16 protein-coding genes are annotated in these 17,785 nt (G+C 73.3%); 7 read left to right on the forward strand and 9 right to left on the reverse strand.

What is annotated here, in order from left to right:
* Positions 1-104 precede the first annotated feature (104 nt).
* From AC061S_RS05470 to uvrB, 4 genes are all read right to left on the reverse strand, one after another.
* The gene (locus tag AC061S_RS05470; RefSeq protein WP_478684684.1) at positions 105-1,097 is read right to left on the reverse strand and encodes a TerC family protein; all 993 of its coding nucleotides are present in this window, start codon (positions 1,095-1,097) and stop codon (positions 105-107) included.
* A 267-nt stretch (positions 1,098-1,364) separates the two neighbouring features.
* Positions 1,365-3,314: a TerD family protein gene (locus AC061S_RS05475; protein WP_478684685.1), complete on the reverse strand. Its 1,950-nt coding sequence runs from the start codon at positions 3,312-3,314 to the stop codon at positions 1,365-1,367.
* Positions 3,315-3,447: 133 nt separating this feature from the next.
* Positions 3,448-4,026, reverse strand: a complete 579-nt coding sequence (locus AC061S_RS05480) for a TerD family protein (protein ID WP_478684686.1) — start codon at positions 4,024-4,026, stop codon at positions 3,448-3,450.
* An 86-nt stretch (positions 4,027-4,112) separates the two neighbouring features.
* Entirely contained in the window at positions 4,113-6,272 is a 2,160-nt protein-coding gene (gene uvrB, locus AC061S_RS05485) for an excinuclease ABC subunit UvrB (RefSeq protein ID WP_478684687.1), read from the reverse strand.
* 251 nt (positions 6,273-6,523) lie between these two features.
* On the opposite strand from uvrB, the gene AC061S_RS05490 reads away from it, so the two are divergent.
* The 3 genes from AC061S_RS05490 to AC061S_RS05500 all read left to right on the forward strand — a co-directional run bounded on the left by AC061S_RS05490 (position 6,524) and on the right by AC061S_RS05500 (position 9,521).
* Entirely contained in the window at positions 6,524-7,408 is an 885-nt protein-coding gene (locus AC061S_RS05490) for a glycerophosphodiester phosphodiesterase (RefSeq protein WP_478684688.1), read from the forward strand.
* Positions 7,409-7,511: 103 nt separating this feature from the next.
* Positions 7,512-8,072, forward strand: a complete 561-nt coding sequence (locus AC061S_RS05495) for a methylated-DNA--[protein]-cysteine S-methyltransferase (RefSeq protein WP_478684689.1) — start codon at positions 7,512-7,514, stop codon at positions 8,070-8,072.
* Between the two features lie 132 nt (positions 8,073-8,204).
* Positions 8,205-9,521, forward strand: a complete 1,317-nt coding sequence (locus AC061S_RS05500) for an MFS transporter (protein ID WP_478684690.1) — start codon at positions 8,205-8,207, stop codon at positions 9,519-9,521.
* On the opposite strand, the gene AC061S_RS05505 is transcribed toward AC061S_RS05500, so the two are convergent.
* Positions 9,515-9,898 carry a cupin domain-containing protein gene (locus AC061S_RS05505; protein ID WP_478684691.1) on the reverse strand — a complete coding sequence of 128 codons (384 nt, stop codon included), beginning with the start codon at positions 9,896-9,898 and terminating at the stop codon, positions 9,515-9,517. The genes AC061S_RS05500 and AC061S_RS05505 overlap by 7 nt on opposite strands.
* Before the next feature lie 979 nt (positions 9,899-10,877).
* On the opposite strand from AC061S_RS05505, the gene AC061S_RS05510 reads away from it, so the two are divergent.
* Complete coding sequence (locus tag AC061S_RS05510) at positions 10,878-11,840, forward strand: pseudouridine-5'-phosphate glycosidase (protein ID WP_478684692.1); 963 nt, start codon at positions 10,878-10,880, stop codon at positions 11,838-11,840.
* A complete protein-coding gene (locus tag AC061S_RS05515) occupies positions 11,837-12,766 on the forward strand; it encodes a carbohydrate kinase family protein (RefSeq protein ID WP_478684693.1) in 930 nt (309 codons plus the stop codon). Before AC061S_RS05510 ends, AC061S_RS05515 begins: the two co-directional genes overlap by 4 nt.
* 9 nt (positions 12,767-12,775) lie before the next feature.
* On the opposite strand, the gene AC061S_RS05520 is transcribed toward AC061S_RS05515, so the two are convergent.
* Together AC061S_RS05520 and AC061S_RS05525 are read right to left on the reverse strand one after the other, a co-directional pair.
* On the reverse strand, positions 12,776-13,423 hold the full coding sequence (locus tag AC061S_RS05520) for a hypothetical protein (protein ID WP_478684694.1): 648 nt from the start codon (positions 13,421-13,423) through the stop codon (positions 12,776-12,778).
* Between the two features lie 189 nt (positions 13,424-13,612).
* Complete coding sequence (locus AC061S_RS05525; RefSeq protein ID WP_478684695.1) at positions 13,613-14,305, reverse strand: nucleoside/nucleotide kinase family protein; 693 nt, start codon at positions 14,303-14,305, stop codon at positions 13,613-13,615.
* A gap of 92 nt (positions 14,306-14,397) precedes the next feature.
* Between AC061S_RS05525 and AC061S_RS05530 the strand changes: the two genes are divergently transcribed.
* Positions 14,398-15,843: a WGR domain-containing protein gene (locus AC061S_RS05530; protein ID WP_478684696.1), complete on the forward strand. Its 1,446-nt coding sequence runs from the start codon at positions 14,398-14,400 to the stop codon at positions 15,841-15,843.
* Between the two features lie 28 nt (positions 15,844-15,871).
* On the opposite strand, the gene AC061S_RS05535 is transcribed toward AC061S_RS05530, so the two are convergent.
* Positions 15,872-16,261, reverse strand: coding sequence for a cupin domain-containing protein (locus AC061S_RS05535; RefSeq protein WP_478684697.1), 390 nt, complete (start codon positions 16,259-16,261; stop codon positions 15,872-15,874).
* Between the two features lie 140 nt (positions 16,262-16,401).
* Between AC061S_RS05535 and AC061S_RS05540 the strand changes: the two genes are divergently transcribed.
* Positions 16,402-17,076, forward strand: coding sequence for a DUF2293 domain-containing protein (locus AC061S_RS05540; RefSeq protein WP_478684698.1), 675 nt, complete (start codon positions 16,402-16,404; stop codon positions 17,074-17,076).
* Here the strand turns inward: AC061S_RS05540 and AC061S_RS05545 are convergent.
* The gene (locus tag AC061S_RS05545; protein ID WP_478684699.1) at positions 17,069-17,770 is read right to left on the reverse strand and encodes a chaplin; all 702 of its coding nucleotides are present in this window, start codon (positions 17,768-17,770) and stop codon (positions 17,069-17,071) included. The genes AC061S_RS05540 and AC061S_RS05545 overlap by 8 nt on opposite strands.
* Between the last annotated feature and the right edge of the window lie 15 nt (positions 17,771-17,785).

Below are 17,785 nucleotides of genomic sequence, written 5' to 3' on the forward strand. Positions count from 1 at the left end.
CTCCTGTCGTACGACGGCCAGGGCAACATCCTCAGCCTAGGCCCGAGCCACCCCGGTCGCGCGGCGACCGGGGTGGCTCGGGATCGGACGGGAGTGGCCCCGGATCAGGCGTCGATGCGCTCCGGGCCGGCGGCGGCCTCGGCGGCGTCGGCTTCGGACTGCTTCTTCGAGGCGATCAGGCTGGTGATCGTGGTGATCACCAGGACACCGCAGATGACGCCCAGGGAGACCGGGATGGAGATCTGCGGGACGTGCAGGCCCGACTCGTGCAGGGCGTGCAGCACGAGCTTGATTCCGATGAAGCCGAGGATGACGGAGAGGCCGTAGCTGAGGTGGACCAGCTTCTTGAGCAGGCCGCCGATGAGGAAGTACAGCTGGCGCAGGCCCATCAGCGCGAAGGCGTTGGCCGTGAAGACGATGTACGGGTCCTGGGTGAGGCCGAAGATCGCGGGGATGGAGTCCAGGGCGAACAGCACGTCGGTGGTGCCGATGGCGAGCATGACGACCATCAGCGGGGTCAGGACGCGCTTGCCGTTGCTCTGGATGAAGAGCTTGGTGCCGTGGTAGCGGTCGGCGACGCCGAACTTCTTCTCGATGGACTTCAGGAGGCGGTTCTCCTCGAACTCCTCGTCGTCCTCGTCCTTGCGGGCTTCCTGGATCAGCTTCCACGCGGTGTAGATGAGGAACGCGCCGAAGATGTAGAAGACCCACGAGAAGTTGGTGATGATCGCGGCGCCGGCGGCGATGAAGATGGCGCGCAGGACCAGGGCGATCAGCACGCCGATCAGCAGGACGCGCTGCTGGAGCTGTGAGGGGACCGCGAACTTCGCCATGATCAGGACGAAGACGAAGAGGTTGTCCACGCTCAGGGACTTCTCGGTGATGAAGCCGGCGAAGAACTCCTGCGAGGCCTGGCCGTTTCCGAACACCAGCAGGCCGAGGCCGAAGAGCACCGCGAGGACGATCCAGACGACCGTCCAGATGCCCGCTTCCTTCATGGAGACGTCGTGCGGCTTGCGGCCGATGAAGAAATCGGCGCCGATGAGGATGCTCAGACCGAGAATGGTCAGCACCCAGAGGGTCAACGAAACGTCCACTATTTACACGCCTCCGGCAGATGGCTCAGAACTTTGTCAGCGTCATCGCTGCCGGAGGTCTCTTCCACCCGGACGGCCAGGAGGCCACGGGCCGGCGCCCCGGGACCGATTGCAGTCCGTATTGACGGGCACGCCGTAGCAGGAAAGCAGGAATACTCCCCTCCGCACTCACCAGGGTACCCGCCGTGGGCACGCAAGGTAAAGGGGACCCCAAGAACTGGTCAGTAGCCGGTCATCGAGGCCGGGCGGCGGACCGCCCGGCCGCCGCTACCGCGCGCCGCCCCGGGCCGCCGCGACCCGCTCCAATGCCTGGTCGAGGACTCGGCTGCCCTGCGGCGGCAGATCCGGCTCGAAGATCCAGGCGTGGTGGACCCACGGGTCGGCGAGGTGGTTGTCCGGTACGGGCGACAGCCGCATCAGCGAGCGCCACAGCGGGTCCAGCAGCGGCCCGTAGGCCGAGGCCTCGTCACGGTCCGCGACCATCAGCAGGTGCACGCCGACCGCCGGGCCCTCGTCGGCGAGATAGCGCAAACGGGTGACGGCCCGGTCGTCGAAGCCGTGCGGGAAGTCGTGCACGATCAGGAGCTGATCGGACGTGTCCACATCGGGCGGCAGGTCCTCCGGAGCCCCGGCCCGCACCGCCATCTGTACGAGGTCCACCCGGCGGGTCAGCCGCTCCAGGGTCTCGGTGACCCCCGCGGCCCCGGCGGCGGGCGCCCCGGCCAGCACTCCGGCGCGCACCAGCGGGGCCAGCGAGGCGGCCCCGGCTCCGGCCGCGTCGATGACGTGGACGGCGAACCGGTCGGCGGGGTGGGCGGCCAGCATCCGCGCCGCGTGCGCGACGGCCATGTCCATGGCGGCCCGGCGCAGCCGGTCGGTGTCCATCGCCATGGCCGACTCCGAGCCGGTGCGGCCGTTGTCGATCCACAGGCCGCGCTCCAGCGGGACCCGGACCAGCATGGGGATGCGCAGGTCCGGCCGCTCGGGCAGGTGGAGGTCGCCCAGGCGCAGGGCGAGGGGAGCCTCGGCGGGCACGGAGTGCGCCTGCCAGACCGGGTTGTCCCAGCGCGCGTACGCGGCGGGCAGCGCGGGCTCGACCACCTCGGACTCGGAGGTGAGCTGGACCAGGTCCCGGTCGAGCACTTCCTGCGCCCGCGCGACCAGTTCCTCGCGGCGGGCCCGGGCGGTGTCCCGGGCGGCGTTTCCGGAGCCGCCGAGGCGGTGGCGGGGGTCGGACAGCGCCTCGTCGAGCTCGCGGTCCATCCGGGAGTCGGCGAACTCCACGGCGCCGCGGTAAGCGGCGACGGCGCGGGCCAGGTCCTCGAACATGCCCCAGACCTGGTTGTAGAGCCGCTCCTCCATGGACCAGCCGCTCGCGTCCCCGGCGACGGGGCGGGGCGCCTCGCCCGGCCGCGGCGGCTCGGCCGGGCGCGGCCCGGGCTCGGGCGACTCGGTGCTGGTGCGGCGGCGCGGGTGGGCGTAGCTGATGGTGGCCGGACCGCCCGAGGGGTCCGTGCCCGGCTCCGGGGGCATCGGCGGGGGTGTGGAGGCTGCCGGAACGTCCTGTGGCGCCGGGGCCGGCGTCTGGGCCTGGGCCTGGGCCGGGGCCCGGAGCCCGCGCGGGACGGTCGGGGCCGGCCCGCCGGGCAGGGCCGCGAGGGTGATGTCCCCGGTCGGCGCCGCGCCCAGGGCGGCGGCGGCCAGTTCGGCCGCGGCCGGGGCGGGCAGCCCGGCGTCGGTCAGGAGCGCGCCGAGGCCGGCGGCGTACCCCTGGCCGACGGCGCGCACCTTCCAGGCGCCCTGGCGCCGGTACAGCTCCAGGGCCACGACGGCGGTCTCCGACTCCAGTCCGGTCAGTGTGTACCCGGCGAGCTCCGCGCCCCCCGGGTCGGCCACGGACACGTAGGAGGCGGGGACCGCGCCGAAGCGCCCCGGGCCGCCGGGCGGCAGGACCAGGACGAAGCCGACCCGGTGGACGGCCGGTGCGACCGCGTCGAGGTCGACCGCTATGCGGTGCTGCCCGGAGGCGGCCCCGGGTACTTCCAGTCCGGGCAGGGTGCGGGCTCCCGGGTGGGCGACCGCCCCGGGGCCGGCGAGCCGGCCCGTGTCGTCGCCGAGCTGGGCCAGGGCGAGCACGGGTGTGCCCGCCGAGACCCTGATCTCCACCCGGCTCCGGGACAGGGGGTGGTTCTGCCCCCGGACCAGTTCGGCCGTCATCGTGCAGCCCCTCCCCCGTACCCGTTCTTCCGCCGGGCCCTCGATCGTGCCCGGTCCTGCTGTGCCGTGCTGCCCTGCTGTGCTGCTCTGTCGTGCTGTGTCGTGCTGGGTGCTGCCGTGCTGCCGGTCCTGCTTACAGGTGCGGCAGGATCGCCGGCATCAGGTCCTGGAAGGTACGGCCGTTGGCCGGGTTTCCGAGGGCCGTCATCTGCCAGCCGCTGCCGAGGCGCGACACCTTCGCCATGATCTGAGCGGTGTACTGGCCGCCACCGTCCAGCGTGTAGCGGGCCAGCTCCTGGCCGTTGGTCTCGTCGACGATGCGGCAGAAGGCGTTCTCGACCTCCTGGAACGTCTGGCCGGTGAAGGAGTTCACCGTGAAGACGATCTGGTCGATGTGCACCGGCACGCGCTGCAGGTCGACGAGGATCGACTCGTCGTCCCCGCCCTGGCCGACGCCGCCGACGAGGTTGTCACCGGTGTGCTTGACCGAGCCGTCGTCGCTCTGCAGGTGCCGGAAGAAGACGACGTCCACGGGCTGCTTGTCGGCGAAGAGCACCGCCGACGCGTCGAGGTCGATCTCCCGGGTCCGCGAGCCGAACAGCCCCCGGCGCTTGGCCGCCTGCCAGCCGAGGCCCATCCGGACCGCGGTCAGCGTGCCTCCGTCCGCCTTCTGCAGATTGATGGCCTGACCCTTGGTCATGTTGACCGTCACGCGCTGTCCCCTCTCCATAGCCCGCCCCCGATGGGGGTGCGCAGCGTGTACCTGCGGCTGTGCCAACCCTACTGACCGCCTCCGGGTCAGGCGAGGCCCGCTTCCTTCATCTGTCGCAGCTCCTTCTTCAGCTCGCCGACCTCGTCCCGGATCCGGGCCGCGACCTCGAACTGCAGCTCGGCGGCCGCGCCCCGCATCCGCTCGGTCATCTGCTCGATGAGTGCGGCCAGTTCGGCGGCCGGGCGGTCGGTCGCCACCACGGGGCCCTTCGCCCCCTTGGCCCCCTTGGCCCCGGCTTTTCCGCCCGCCGCGGCCTGCGCCGCCTTGCCGCCCAGCGCCGGGACGGGCGCCTTGAGGGCCTTGCCGTCCTTCGTCTGCCGGTAGCCGGTGCCGAGGAGCTCCTCGGTGTCGAGCTCCTCGCGGGCGATCGTGGCCACGATGTCGTTGATCTTCTTGCGCAGCGGCTGCGGGTCGATCCCGTGGGCCGTGTTGTAGGCGACCTGCTTCTCGCGCCGCCGGTTCGTCTCGTCGATCGCCTGGGCCATGGCCGGGGTGATGCTGTCCGCGTACATGTGGACCTGGCCGGAGACGTTGCGCGCCGCGCGTCCGATGGTCTGGATCAGCGAGGTCCCCGACCGCAGGAAGCCCTGCTTGTCGGCGTCGAGGATGGCCACCAGCGACACCTCGGGCAGGTCGAGGCCCTCGCGGAGCAGGTTGATGCCGACCAGCACGTCGTACTCGCCGGCCCGCAGTTCGCGCAGCAGCTCGATGCGGCGCAGGGTGTCCACGTCGCTGTGCAGGTAGCGGACCTGGATGCCGAGCTCCAGGAAGTAGTCGGTGAGGTCCTCGGCCATCTTCTTGGTGAGGGTGGTGACCAGGACCCGCTCGTCCTTCTCCACCCGCTGGCGGATCTCGTGCACCAGGTCGTCGATCTGGCCCTCGGTGGGCTTGACGACGACCTCCGGGTCGATGAGACCGGTCGGGCGGATGATCTGCTCGACGAAGCCGTCGCCGCGCGAGAGCTCGTACTTCCCCGGAGTGGCCGACAGGTAGACGGTCTGGCCGATCCGCTCCTGGAACTCCTCCCACTTCAGCGGCCGGTTGTCGAGGGCCGACGGGAGCCGGAAGCCGTGGTCGACGAGGGTCCGCTTGCGGGAGGCGTCGCCCTCGTACATCGCGCCGATCTGGGGCACGGTGACGTGCGACTCGTCGATGACGAGGAGGAAGTCCTCGGGGAAGTAGTCGATGAGCGTGTTCGGGGCGGAGCCGCGCTCGCGGTCGTCCATGTGCAGCGAGTAGTTCTCGATGCCGGAGCAGGAGCCGATCTGGCGCATCATCTCCAGGTCGTAGGTGGTGCGCATGCGCAGGCGCTGCGCCTCCAGCATCTTGCCCTGCTTCTCCAGCTCGGCGAGGCGCTCGGCGAGCTCGGCCTCGATGCCGCGGACCGCCTTCTCCATGCGCTCGGGGCCGGCGACGTAGTGGCTGGCGGGGAAGACGTAGAGCTCGCGGTCCTCGCTGATCACCTCGCCGGTCAGCGGGTGCAGGGTGGACAGGGCCTCGATCTCGTCGCCGAACATCTCGATGCGGACGGCCAGTTCCTCGTAGACCGGGAAGATCTCGATGGTGTCGCCGCGCACCCGGAAGGTGCCCCGGGTGAAGGCCACGTCGTTGCGGGTGTACTGGATGTCGACGAAGCGGCGCAGGAGCTGGTCCCGGTCCATCTCCTCGCCGACCTTGAGGGGGACCATCCGGTCCACGTACTCCTGCGGGGTGCCGAGACCGTAGATGCACGACACGGAGGCCACGACGATGACGTCGCGCCGGGTGAGGAGGGAGTTGGTCGCGGAGTGGCGCAGCCGCTCCACCTCCTCGTTGATCGAGGAGTCCTTCTCGATGTAGGTGTCCGACTGCGGTACGTACGCCTCGGGCTGGTAGTAGTCGTAGTACGAGACGAAGTACTCGACCGCGTTGTTCGGCAGGAGCTCGCGGAACTCGTTCGCCAGCTGGGCGGCGAGCGTCTTGTTCGGCGCCATCACCAGGGTGGGCCGCTGGAGCTTCTCGATCATCCAGGCGGTCGTCGCCGACTTGCCGGTTCCGGTCGCGCCGAGCAGCACGACATCCTTCTCACCGGCACGGATGCGCTTCTCCAGCTCGGCGATGGCCGCGGGCTGGTCGCCGCTGGGCGTGTAGGAGCTGACGACCTCGAAAGGCGCCACCGTGCGTTCGATCTTCGATACGGGCCGCATGGGTCAACCGTACGACCACCCACTGACACTCGGTGCCCGCCCGCCCGCCCGCCCCGGGCGGAGCCGTGCGGGCCTGGTCCGTTTGTCGTAGTTCGGTGGCGGCCCGGTGATCTCCAACCCCATGATCGCCGTACGCGGCTCTCCCTGAAAGTGCGTCGGAAACGCACCGCCGCCCGCGCATGGCCGCAACGAATGCCGCTCCGCGCCCGTTTGACGGCAGGAGCAGGGCCCATGACCCGAGGAGAACGTGCATGTACGTCCGATCCGCCGCCGCGGCCACCGCCGCCTTCCTGGGACTCACCCTGACCGTGTGCGGTGCGGGCTCCGCCTCGGCCGCACCCGGTCCGGACTGGCTGTCCAACCCGATCGTGTACGCCCACCGGGGGGCTTCGGCGTACGCCCCGGAGAACACCCTGAAGGCGATCGACCTCGCCATGGAGATGGGCTTCGACTGGGTGGAGAACGACGTCCAGCGCACCAGGGACGGGGAGCTCGTGGTCATCCACGACGACACCCTGCCCCGGACGACCGACGTCGAACAGGTATTCCCCGATCGCAAGCCCTGGCGGGTGAGGGACTTCACCGCTGCGGAGATCGCCCGGCTGGACGCGGGGAGCTGGTTCGGGCAGGAGTTCGCGGGCGCCCGCGTACCGACCCTGCGGGAGTACATGAACCGGGTCCAGCGCAACCAGCAGCGGCTGCTGCTGGAGATCAAGAAGCCGGAGCTCTACCCGGGGATCGAGCGGCAGACCCTGGACGTGCTCGGCGAGACCGGCTGGCTGGAAGAGGACCGCGTGGCCCGCCGGCTGGTGGTCCAGAGCTTCAGCGCCGCCTCGGTCCGCACCGTGCACGAGCTGCGCCCCGACCTGATCACGGCCTTCCTCGGCACCCCGGCCCTCGCCGACCTGCCGCGGTACGCCGAGTTCACCGACCGCATCAACCCCTGGCACACCACCATCAGCAGCGATTGGGTCGCCGCGGTGCACGGGCTGCTCGGCGCTCACGGCAAGGCCCTGGAAGTGGACACCTGGATCGTGGACGACGCCGCGACCGCCCGGAAGGTCCAGGACATGGGCGTGGACGGGATCATCACCGACAATCCCGACGTCGTACGGGAAGCGGTCGGCGGCTACTGACGCGCACGGCGCTGTCGGGGCTGTCGGGGCTGTCGGGGCTGTCGGGGCTGTCGGGGCTGTCGGGGCTGTCGGGGCTGTCGGCGGGGGGCCGTACCGTGAAGAGGTGGACACTCCTGAGCCCCGCGGGCCGCACCTCGAATGGACCGTCGTCGACAGCGATATCGGTCCCCTGCTCCTGGCCGCCACTCCCGAGGGCCTGGTCAAGGTCGAGTTCCATGCCGGACCGGACCGGGCCGAGAAGCTGATCGGCACGCTGGTCTCCCGGCTCGGCGCCGACGCCCGGCGCCCGCCGCCGGGCGAGGAGGTCCTGCTGGCCGAGCCGATACGCCAGCTCGACGCCTACTTCGCCGGTACGCTGCGCCGCTTCGAGCTGCCGCTGGACTGGCGGCTCAGCTCAGGCTTCAACCGGCAGGTCCTCCTGGAGCTGGACCGCTCCGTGCCCTACGGGGCGGTCGTGGGGTACGGCGAGCTGGCCGCCCGGGCCGGCACCCCGGGCGCGGCCCAGGCCGTGGGCAACGCCATGGGCTCGAACCCGCTGCCGCTGGTGGTGGCCTGCCACCGGGTCGTGGAGAACGACGGGGGCATCGGCGGCTTCGGCGGCGGCGTGGAGACCAAGCGCCGCCTCCTCGCCCTGGAGGGGGTACTCCCCCAGCCGCTGTTCTGAGGGAGCGGGCCGTGCTCCCGGTGCTCCCCGCGCTCCCGGAAACCTGTTCCGCCCGCCCGGCGGGGAGTGCGAAACTGCGGCGGTGACCACTCCTTGCGCCGTGCCCGCACCCCCTCCGCATCCGTGTCGGAGGTGGACCGCGTGAGCACCGCGCCCGGCACCGGCCGGCCCGTCGTCACGGTCACCGCCGCCGACCTGCCCCGACTGCGGCGCCGCACCTCCGGGGTACTGATCGCCGGCCAGGTGCTGGGCGGGATCGGCGTACCCATCAGCATCGCCCTGGCACCGGTCCTGGCCACCGAGGTCAGCGGCACGGAGTCGCTCTCCGGCTTCGCTTCGACCGCCTCCGTGATCGGCACCGCGGCCGTCTCCCTGCCGCTCGCCGCGCTGATGACCGCGCGGGGCCGGCGGCCCGGCCTGGTCCTCGCCTACGTGATCGGCGCGGCCGGGGCCGCCCTCGTCGTCCTCGCCGCCTCGGTCAAGAGCTTCCCGCTGCTGATGCTCGGCATGGCCGCCTTCGGAGCCGCCTCCTCCGCCAACCTCCAGGCCCGCTTCGCCGCCGCAGACCTCGCCGAGCCCGACCACCGGGCACGGGCGATCTCCGTCGTCGTATGGGCCTCCACCATCGGCGCGGTGCTCGGCCCCAACCTCTCCGCCCCGGCCAGCCGCAGCTTCACCGGCACCTCCATACCCCCGATGGCGGGGCCCTTCATATGGGCCGGCGCCATCTTCCTGCTCACCGCCGCGCTGATCGGCGTACTGCTGCGCCCGGACCCGCTGCTGACGGCCCGCGCGCTCGCCCCGGCCGCGGACCAGACCCGCGCCGGTCGGTCGCTGCGCGCCGGGTTCGCCGCCGTCAAGGCCTCCCCCCGGGCCCGGCTCGCGCTGCTCACCATCGCGGTGTCACACACCACCATGGTCTCGATCATGGTGATGACCCCGGTCGACCTCGGGCACCACGGAGCCGGGCTCCAGCTCATCGGGCTGGTCATCAGCGGGCACATCGCCGGAATGTTCGGCTTCTCGCCCGTGATGGGCTGGCTCGCGGACCGGGTCGGCCGGCTGTCCGTGATCGGGCTCGCCGCCGGGCTGCTGTCCGTCGCCGCGCTGCTCGCCGGCACGGCCGACGGGAACCACGCCCAGAGCGCCGCCGGTCTCTTCCTGCTCGGCCTGGGCTGGTCCGCCGGCATGGTGTCCGGCTCGGCGCTGCTGACCGACTCGGTGCCGCAGCCCGCGCGGGCCGCCGTACAGGGGCTGGGCGACCTCACCATGAACACGGCCGCCGGGGTCGGCGGCGCCGCCGCCGGGCTGGTCATGTCCCAGGCGGGCTACGGCTGGCTCAACGCGGCCGGCGCCGCCCTGCTGCTGCCGATGGCGGCGCTCGCGCTGTTCACCTCGCGACGCCGCCCGGCGAAGGACCCCGGCACCGGCACGGGTACCGCTCAGTAGCTGATGTGGTAGGCCTTGCGGAGCGTCTCGTGGACGGTCCAGGTGGTCTTGTCGCCCTCCCGCAGGACGCACGCGGACCCGGGGCCGACCTCCAGGGTCTCGCCGCCTTCCACCTCCACGGTGGCGCGGCCGCTCACCACCACGAACAGCTCGTTCGCCTCGGTGTCGGTGACCACGCCCGGGGTGATCTGCCAGATCCCGCGCACCTGCGAGCCGTCCGGCGCCTCCCACAGCACCTTGCCCGTCACCACGGGGTTCCCGGAGACGATCTGGGCAGGGTCGAGCTCGTCCACTTCCAGCTCGGAGTCGGGAAAGTCCGGCACGGAGACGGCGAAGGAAGCGGGGGCGGAGGCGTCGCGGTGATCACTTGTGCTCATGCTCCGGGAGCCTAACCGCGGTGCCCGGCTCGCCGGGGTGACCAGAGCGTCCAGCGCGCGCCCGCCCCACCCGTCACCCTGTCGCCCTTTTCGACGCACCCCTTTTCGACGCACCCCTTTTCGAGGCACCCCTCGCGCGGTGCGGCCCTGGCGGGCCTTACCGGCTTCGCGTCGCTGCGCCGGTCACCTTTTCGACGCGCCCCTCGCGCAGTGCGGCCCTGGCGGGCCTTACCGGCTTCGCGTCGCTGCGCCGGACTCCGTCCGGCGGTGGCCCGGCGGCGTTGCCGCCACTGGCGCCTGGGGCGGGGGCCGGTGGGCGGGTGCGGCTGGGTCGGCCCTGCGGGGCGAAGTCCCCTACCCGCCCTTCCACCGTTCCCCGGGCTCCGCCCGGACCCGCGCCTCAAACGCCGGCGAGGCTGGATGTGCCCCCGGTCCGCGAACGCCGGACGGGGCTGGACATGCCGCGGTGCGGGCTCCGGGACGGGAGCCCCAGGAGCTCCGGCGCAGCCCGGGGATCGCTCGGCGCCCGCTGCGAACCGGCTCCGGGCGACGTCGACCGAATCCAGCCCCGCCGGCGTTTGAGGCGCGGGGTCCGGGGTGGAATCCCAGGGGGTCCGGGCGCAGCCCGGGACCCGCTTCCAGCCCGTCCGGCGTTTGAGGACCGGGTCCGGGCAGAGCCCGGGGAACGGGCGAAGGGCGGGTAGGGGACTTCGCCCCGCGCAGCGGCACACCCGGGGCCGGCCGGGACTCGGGCCCGTGCCGGTGACGCAGTGACCGGGCGCGGCCCGGGCGGGCGGTGCACGCTCGCCGGTCGGCGTACAGCAGGTCGTGGCGGACGGCGAGTTCGTCGTAGAAGGCCCCGGGGTCCCGGGAGGCGGCCGCGTCCTGAGGGCTCGTGCGGGCACACCGCCGGGGCGGGTTCGCGCCGGTGCGGCGTCCGGGCGTTTGGGGTCCCGGATCGCGTGCCAGGGATGGGGACATGTCACAGCACACAGCATCTGAGCACACGGCGTCGGCCCCGGTCCCGGCCGCAGTCCCGGTCCTGTCCGAGGAGGTGCGCGAGGCACTGGACCGCCGGCAGCCCGTCGTGGCGCTGGAGTCCACGATCCTCGCCCACGGCCTGCCCCGCCCGGGCAATCTGGCGGTGGGCCTGGAACTGGAGGAGCTGGTCCGGGCGGAGGGAGCCGTTCCGGCGACCATCGCGGTCGTCGACGGGGTGGCGTACGCCGGGCTGGACAAGGCCCGGCTGGAGCGGATCGCGGGCGGCGGGGGCGTACGCAAGCTCGGTCACCGGGACCTGGCCCCCGCCCTCGCCACGGGGGCGACGGGCGCCACGACGGTCTCGGCCACCGCCTTCCTCGCCGCGCGGGCGGGGCTGCGGGTCTTCGCCACCGGCGGGCTGGGCGGCGTACACCGGGACTGGACGCGCTCGCAGGACGAGTCGGCGGACCTGGCGCTGCTGGCGCGCACCCGGATCACCGTGGTGTGCGCGGGGGTGAAGTCGATCCTGGACGTGCCCGCGACGCTCCAGCGGCTGGAGACGCTGGGGGTGGCGGTCCTCGGGTACGGGACGGATCGTTTCCCCGGGTTCTACCTGGCTGATTCCGGCGAGCCGGTGGACTGGACGGTGCACCGCCCGGAGGAGGTGGCGGCCGTGATGGCCGCTCAGGACCTCCTCGGCGGCGCGGAGTCGGCGCTGCTCGTGGCCAATCCGGTGGCGCGGGAGCGGCAGCTCGATCCGGAGCTGCACGACCGGGTGCTGGCCGAGGCGCTCGCGGAGTGCCGGGAGCGGGGCATCACGGGGCAGGCGGTGACCCCGTTCCTGCTGGGGTTCCTGGTGCGCGCGACGGGCGGCGCCTCCCTGGAGGCCAACCTCGCGGCGGTACGGGGCAACGTGCGCCTCGGGGCCCGGATCGCGCGGGCCTGGGCGGCCCGGCCGTGACCGCGGCGCCGGCCGCTCCCGCCGGGCCGGGGGCGCTGCTGGTCGTCGGGGACGTGGTGACGGATGTCGTGGCGGTGCACGCGGAGCCACTGGCTCCGGGTACCGACACCCCCGCCCGGATCCGGACCCTGCCGGGCGGCGCCGGGGCCAACGCGGCCTGCTGGGCCGCCCACGCGGGCGCGGCGGAGGTGCGCCTCCTGGCGCGGGTCGGCACCGAATCGGCCGGGTGGCACGAGCGGGCACTGCTCGACGCGGGGGTGCGGCCGAGGCTGGTGGTCGACCCCGCCGAGCCGACCGGGACGGTGGTCGCGCTGGTCGGCAAGGACGCGGAGCGGACCTTCCTGACCGACAGCGGAGCCTCGCTGCGGCTCTCCCCCGCCGACTGGGAGCCCGGGCTGCTGGACGGGGTCGCCCATCTCCACCTGTCGGGCTACCTGTTCTTCGCCGACGCGAGCCGGGAGCTGGCCCTGGTCGCGCTACGGGCCGCCCGTGCCCGGAACGTACCGGTGAGCGTGGATCCGGCGTCGGCGGGGTTCCTGGCCGCGCTGGGTCCGGAGCGCTTCCTGGCGGCCGCGGCGGGGGCCGGCGTACTGCTGCCGAACGCGGACGAGGCGCTGCTGCTCGCGGGGTCCCGCGGGCCGGCCGGAGCCGCCGGGGTCGCGCGGGCGGCGGCGGAGCTGAGCCGGCGGGTGCCGTTGGTGGTGGTCACCCGGGGCGGGGCCGGGGCGCTCATCGCCGAGGACGGCCGGGTGACGGCCGAGGTCGCGGCGGAGAGCGCCGAGGCGGTGGATTCCACGGGCGCCGGGGACGCCTTCACGGGCGCCTTCCTCGCGGCCCGGCTGGCCGGAGCGGGATCGGCGTGGGCCGCGGGGGCCGGCTGCCGGGCGGCGGCGCTGGCGGTGACCCGGCTGGGCGGGCGGCCGTAGGGAGCGGGGTCAGGAGGTGTACTGGTGGTCGAGGGAGTCGATGACGCCCGCGCCGTCCAGGTGGTACCGGAAGACACGGCCCTGGTTCGGGTGGGCGATCAGCCAGTCGATGAGCTGCTGGAGCGTGATCGGCTGGCTCACGGTGCTCGCGACGATGGGGGTGACGGCCGTGATCTTGGCGTCCTCGGCGATGTTGAGGAAGGTTTCCTTGCCGGTGGTCTCGAAGGGGGCGGCATCCGCACCGGGGGCGGCGCAGCCCCAGTTGCCGTGCTTGATGATCAGGCTGTGGACCCCGCCCTCGGGGGTGTAGCGGTAGACGGCGATCTCGTCGGGCGAGATCGGCATCTTGTGGTCGCAGGTGGACCCGGGCATCGGGGCCTTCTTCGTGCCCGCCGGCGTGGCGGCCGAAGTGGCGCTGGGAGCCGGCTTCTTCGGCGTGGCCGACGGCGCCGAGGAGGGAGACGGGGAGACCGACGGCGGGGTGGTGCCCGTGGCCGCCGCGCTGGTGGCGGGGCTCGCGGGGGTTCCCGGCGCACCGGTCTCGTCGTCACCGTTGCACGCCGTGAGGGCCAGGGTCCCGCACAGGGCCAGCGCGGCGAGCGCCGCCTGCGCGCGCAACCGTCTCGCGCCCCGAACCGCCGTGCCGTGTCCGCGCATTGCGTTCTCCCTCTGCCAAGGCGCCACCGCGGTGGCCGCCGTCGAAGCGTGGCGTCAACGTAGCGCGCGGTTCCGGCCGGAGCGATGGCCGGAACCGATCGTCACCGTGCCGGAATCCCCCTGTTGCGGTTCCCGGACCTCCGTGACGGGGCCGGGGGTACGCAGCGGTACGCGCGGCGGCCCGCGGAGTCAGCCGGCGCGCCCCCCGCGCAGCCCCGTCCAGGCCGGGTGGCGCGGATCGTCGGCCCGGACCAGGGCGTCGGCCCGGTCCGCCGGGCCGGTCTCGGCCTCGTAGCGCGCGAAGGCGGGGAGGGTCCAGCGGGCGGACTCCTCGGTGCGGCGGGCGAGCGCGCCCGGGGAGAGGCCGATGTGGACGCTCAGGTCGAAGGGGAACCAGTGGCCCAGCAGCATCGGGCCGTGCACGATGAGCACGCCGCCGGGCGGGAGTTCGGCGTAGGGGCTGCGGGTCGCCCGGTCCTTGACCGGGTCCCAGAGGTCGGGCAGCACCCGGCCGGTGCCGCCGGGGTCGGTCGGGCCGAAGACCTCCCGCCAGAGCGCCGCCGTGTCGTACCAGCCGTCGAGGTAGGAGTCCACGTCCTCGCGGCCGAACTCGAAGCGGAGGGAGGCCGGGCGCAGGAAGCCCTCGGCCGCCACGACCAGGACCGAACGCCCGCGCAGGCGCAGCGCGTCGGCGAGCTCCGCCGCGAGCACGCCGGTGCGGGCGGCGGGCGCCCCGTCGATGCCCACCCGCTGCCATCCGCCCACCGGGCCGCCCCCGCTCTCGCCCGCGTCCTTGCCGTTGTCGTTGCCGTTGCCGTTGTTTTCGAGGTGGCCGGCGAGCCGCTCGGCCATCCGCTGCCAGGTGATCGCTTCCAGCTGCACCAGCCCATTGTCAGTGGTCGCCCCTAACGTTTTTCACGAGGGATCACCGGCGCACAGGGGGCCGGTGGCCCGGCCTTGGGGAGGGGTCTGTCATGGCTCGGGAGACGACGTATCTGGAGCTGTCCCAGGAGGACGGCGGTGCCCACAAGTTCTACGAGGTCACCGTCGACGGCACCGCCGTCTCGGTGCGGTACGGGCGCATCGGCGCGGACGGCCAGCTGCAGAACTCCTCCTTCCCGACCGCCGAGAAGGCACGGGCGGCCGCCGCCAAGAAGGTCGGGGAGAAGGTCCGCAAGGGCTATGCCCCGGCGGTGCGCGGCGCCCGCGCGGCCCGGTCGGTGACGCGCCGCCAGGTGACCTCGACCCCGTCCACCGCACGCGCGGTGGCCCCGGTCCTGTGGCGGTTCCGTACGGGGTCCTCCGCCTTCGGGATCCATGTGGACGAGGACCGCTGCTGGGTCGGCAACCAGGCCGGAGACGTCTACACGGTGAGCCACAGCGGTGAGGTGCTGGCCCGGTACTCGCTGCCGGACGGGGTGAAATGCCTGGTGGCGGACGAGTTCTGGATCTATGCGGGCTGTGACGACGGCACGGTGTACGACCTGTCCTCGAAGGTGCCGTTCGGGGCGTACGACATCGCGGCCGACGTGGACATCTTCTGGCTCGACATCCGCGAGGGCGTGCTGAACGTGTCCGACCGCAGCGGCGGGCTGACGGTCATCGACCACGAGGACGAGTTCCAGTGGTCGCGGCGCTCGGCCGGTGAGAACGCGTGGATGGTGCGGGCGGACGAGCGGGCGGTCTACCACGGCCACAGCAAGGGGGTGACGGCCTACGCCCCGGACGGCGGCGGGCAGTTGTGGCACACGAAGACCAACGGTTCGGTGCTGTTCGGCTGGCAGGAGGACCACGCGGTGTACGCGGGGACCGGTCGCAACACGGTGGAGCGGCTGTCGAAGGCGACGGGCGCACTGGAGGCCTCGTACCGGTGCGACGCGGCGGTCTATTCGTGCGCGACCTCGCCGGACGGCCGGCACGTCTTCGCCGGCGACCTCGCGTCGTCCGTGTACTGCTTCGACGCCGACGGGCGGCGGCTGTGGAAGCTGGGCACCGGCAGCGGGGCCGCGCTGTCCATGCAGTACCTGGACGAGCGGCTGTACTTGGTGACCACGGACGGTTCGCTGGTGTGCGTGGACGCGAGCGAGGCCGCGATCGCGGCCGCCCGGGAGGGGTCGGTGCCGACGGCCGTGGACGTGAAGTCGGCGGCCGCCCTGCCCGTCTTCACCCCGGCCGCCACCCCGGCCGCGGTGGCGACGGTGTCGGTGGCCTCGGTGCCCGCGGGCGGTGTGGTCGTGGAGTGCGTGCAGCAGGGCCAGCGGATGCGCGTCCAGGTGGTGTCGGGCGGGTTCGAGCCCTCCTGGAACGTGCAGTTCCCGCGCGGGATACGGGAGCCCGGCGCCCGGTACGTGGTGGACGGCCTGCATCCGGCGGCCGGAGGCTTCTACCGCGTGCGCGGGGAGATCCGCCGGCTCGTCTGAGCGGTGGCCGGGGTCACGGGAGCCGGGGTCACCGCGTCCGCGTGGGGCAGGCGCACGGCGTGGCCCCGGGCGGGGCCTCGGCGGGCAGCGCGAAGGGGTCGCCTTCGGCGAGGGCGGCGGTCACGCAGAGCACGACCGGCTCGGCGCCGAGGTTGCGGCCGAGGTGGACGTGGCGGCGGCCGGCGGGCTCGACGAAGCTCGTGCCGGTGTGATGGACCTCGACCGTGCCGTCGCGCAGGATCCGGGTCAGGGTGCCGGACTTGACCACCGCTATCAGCGGGACGCGATGGTAGTGCCAGCCGGTGCAGCCGCCCGGTTCTATCGCGACCTCTCTCACCACGAGGTCGGAGGCCACCTCCGCCTTCGGGCGCCTGCCCGCGGCCCTCGGGCGCCCCGCCGTCGCCTGCCGTCCCGCCATGTTTCCCTCCTCCATGGGCCAGGCTCGGCCCACTCGACTCACGGTAGGAGGACACCATGAGGTCAGGGAAGACTCTGTGAAACCGCAACTACCCATACTTACAAGGTGATATACGGCCGGAACGGCGGTATCACTTCGGCATGAGCCTGGTCGTTTTCGAGTCGACGAAGCAGATCCACTGCGCGGAGTGCCGGCAGGGACCGCTGCGCCGCCTCGTCCGCGAGGCCGGCGTGCCCCGCTGCCTGGACTGCGCCGACCTCGGACACCTCGTCTACCTGCCGCGCGGCGACACGGCCCTCACCCGGCGGGCCCACGAGGCCAGTTCGCTGTCCGCCGTCGTCGTCCGCTTCCACCGGCGCCGCCGCCGTTACGAGCGCCTGGGAATCCTCGTCGAGGACGCGGCCCTGGCCCGCGCCGAGCGCGCCTGTCTCGCGGACGCCGAGGCACGGTCCCGCCGCCGGGAGCGCGACCGGCTGCGCCGGGCCGCCGAGGACACCCGGTTCACGGCGGCCTTCGCCGCCGAGATCCTGCGCCTGTTCCCCGGGTGCCCCGCCGACCGGGCCCGGGCCATCGCCGCGCACGCATCGGTGCGCGGCAGCGGCCGGGTGGGCCGCAGCGCGGCCGGCCGGGCCCTGGACCCGCCGGCCGTGTACGCGGCGGTACGGGCGGCCGTGCGGCACCTCGACACCGAGTACGACGCCCTGTTGATGGGGGGCGTGCCCCGGTTCGCGGCCCGGGCCCGGCTGGCGCCGCGGATCGACGCGATCCTGGACGGCTGGCGGGCCGCCTCCGAGGCGCCCGCGCGGGCTAGTTGAGCCGGAAGCGGCGGTAGAGCAGCACTCCGCCGAGCAGCAGGGCGCCGCCGCCGGACAGCAGGTAGCCGGCGCCCTCGGCCCCGGTGTGGGCGAGCGCCGAGGGGTGGTTGCGCGGCGGGGCCGGCGGGGTGACCGGCCGCACGGTGACGGGCGGCTGGACGGGCTTGCCGACGACCGGGGTCGAGCCGTTGACGGCGGTGTTGCCCACGGAGGGGTTGCCGACGCCGACGACGCTCACCGAGTTGCCGCTGATGTTGACCGGCACCTGGACGGGGAGCTGGAGCCCGTTGCCGGACAGCAGCCCCGGAGAATCCTTTCCGCGCCCATCGGCCACCGCACCCCGGCCGTGCCCGCCGTGGCCGCCGTCTCCGTCGTGGCCGCTCCCCCCGCCGTTCCCCGCACCGTTTCCGGCGCCGGGTTTCGAGGGGTGCGAGGGGCCGGACGGCCGCGGCCCAGGATGCCCCGGCTTCCCGCCGCCCTGGTCCGCGTTGACGCACCGGTTCCCGGCTGCCGGGTTGAGCACGCCGACCACGCTCACCGTGTTCCCGCACACGTTCACCGGGGCGTGCACCGGCAGTTGCAGCAGATTCCCCGACAGCACCCCCGGCGACCGCACGGCCTGCCCGCCCGCCTCCGCGTCGGCGTAGGCGAAGCCGCCCGCACCCGCGACCGCGAGTCCACCCCCCGCAACCACCGCCGCGATCAAGCC

It is taken from the genome of Streptomyces sp. CA189 (genome assembly GCF_056428985.1).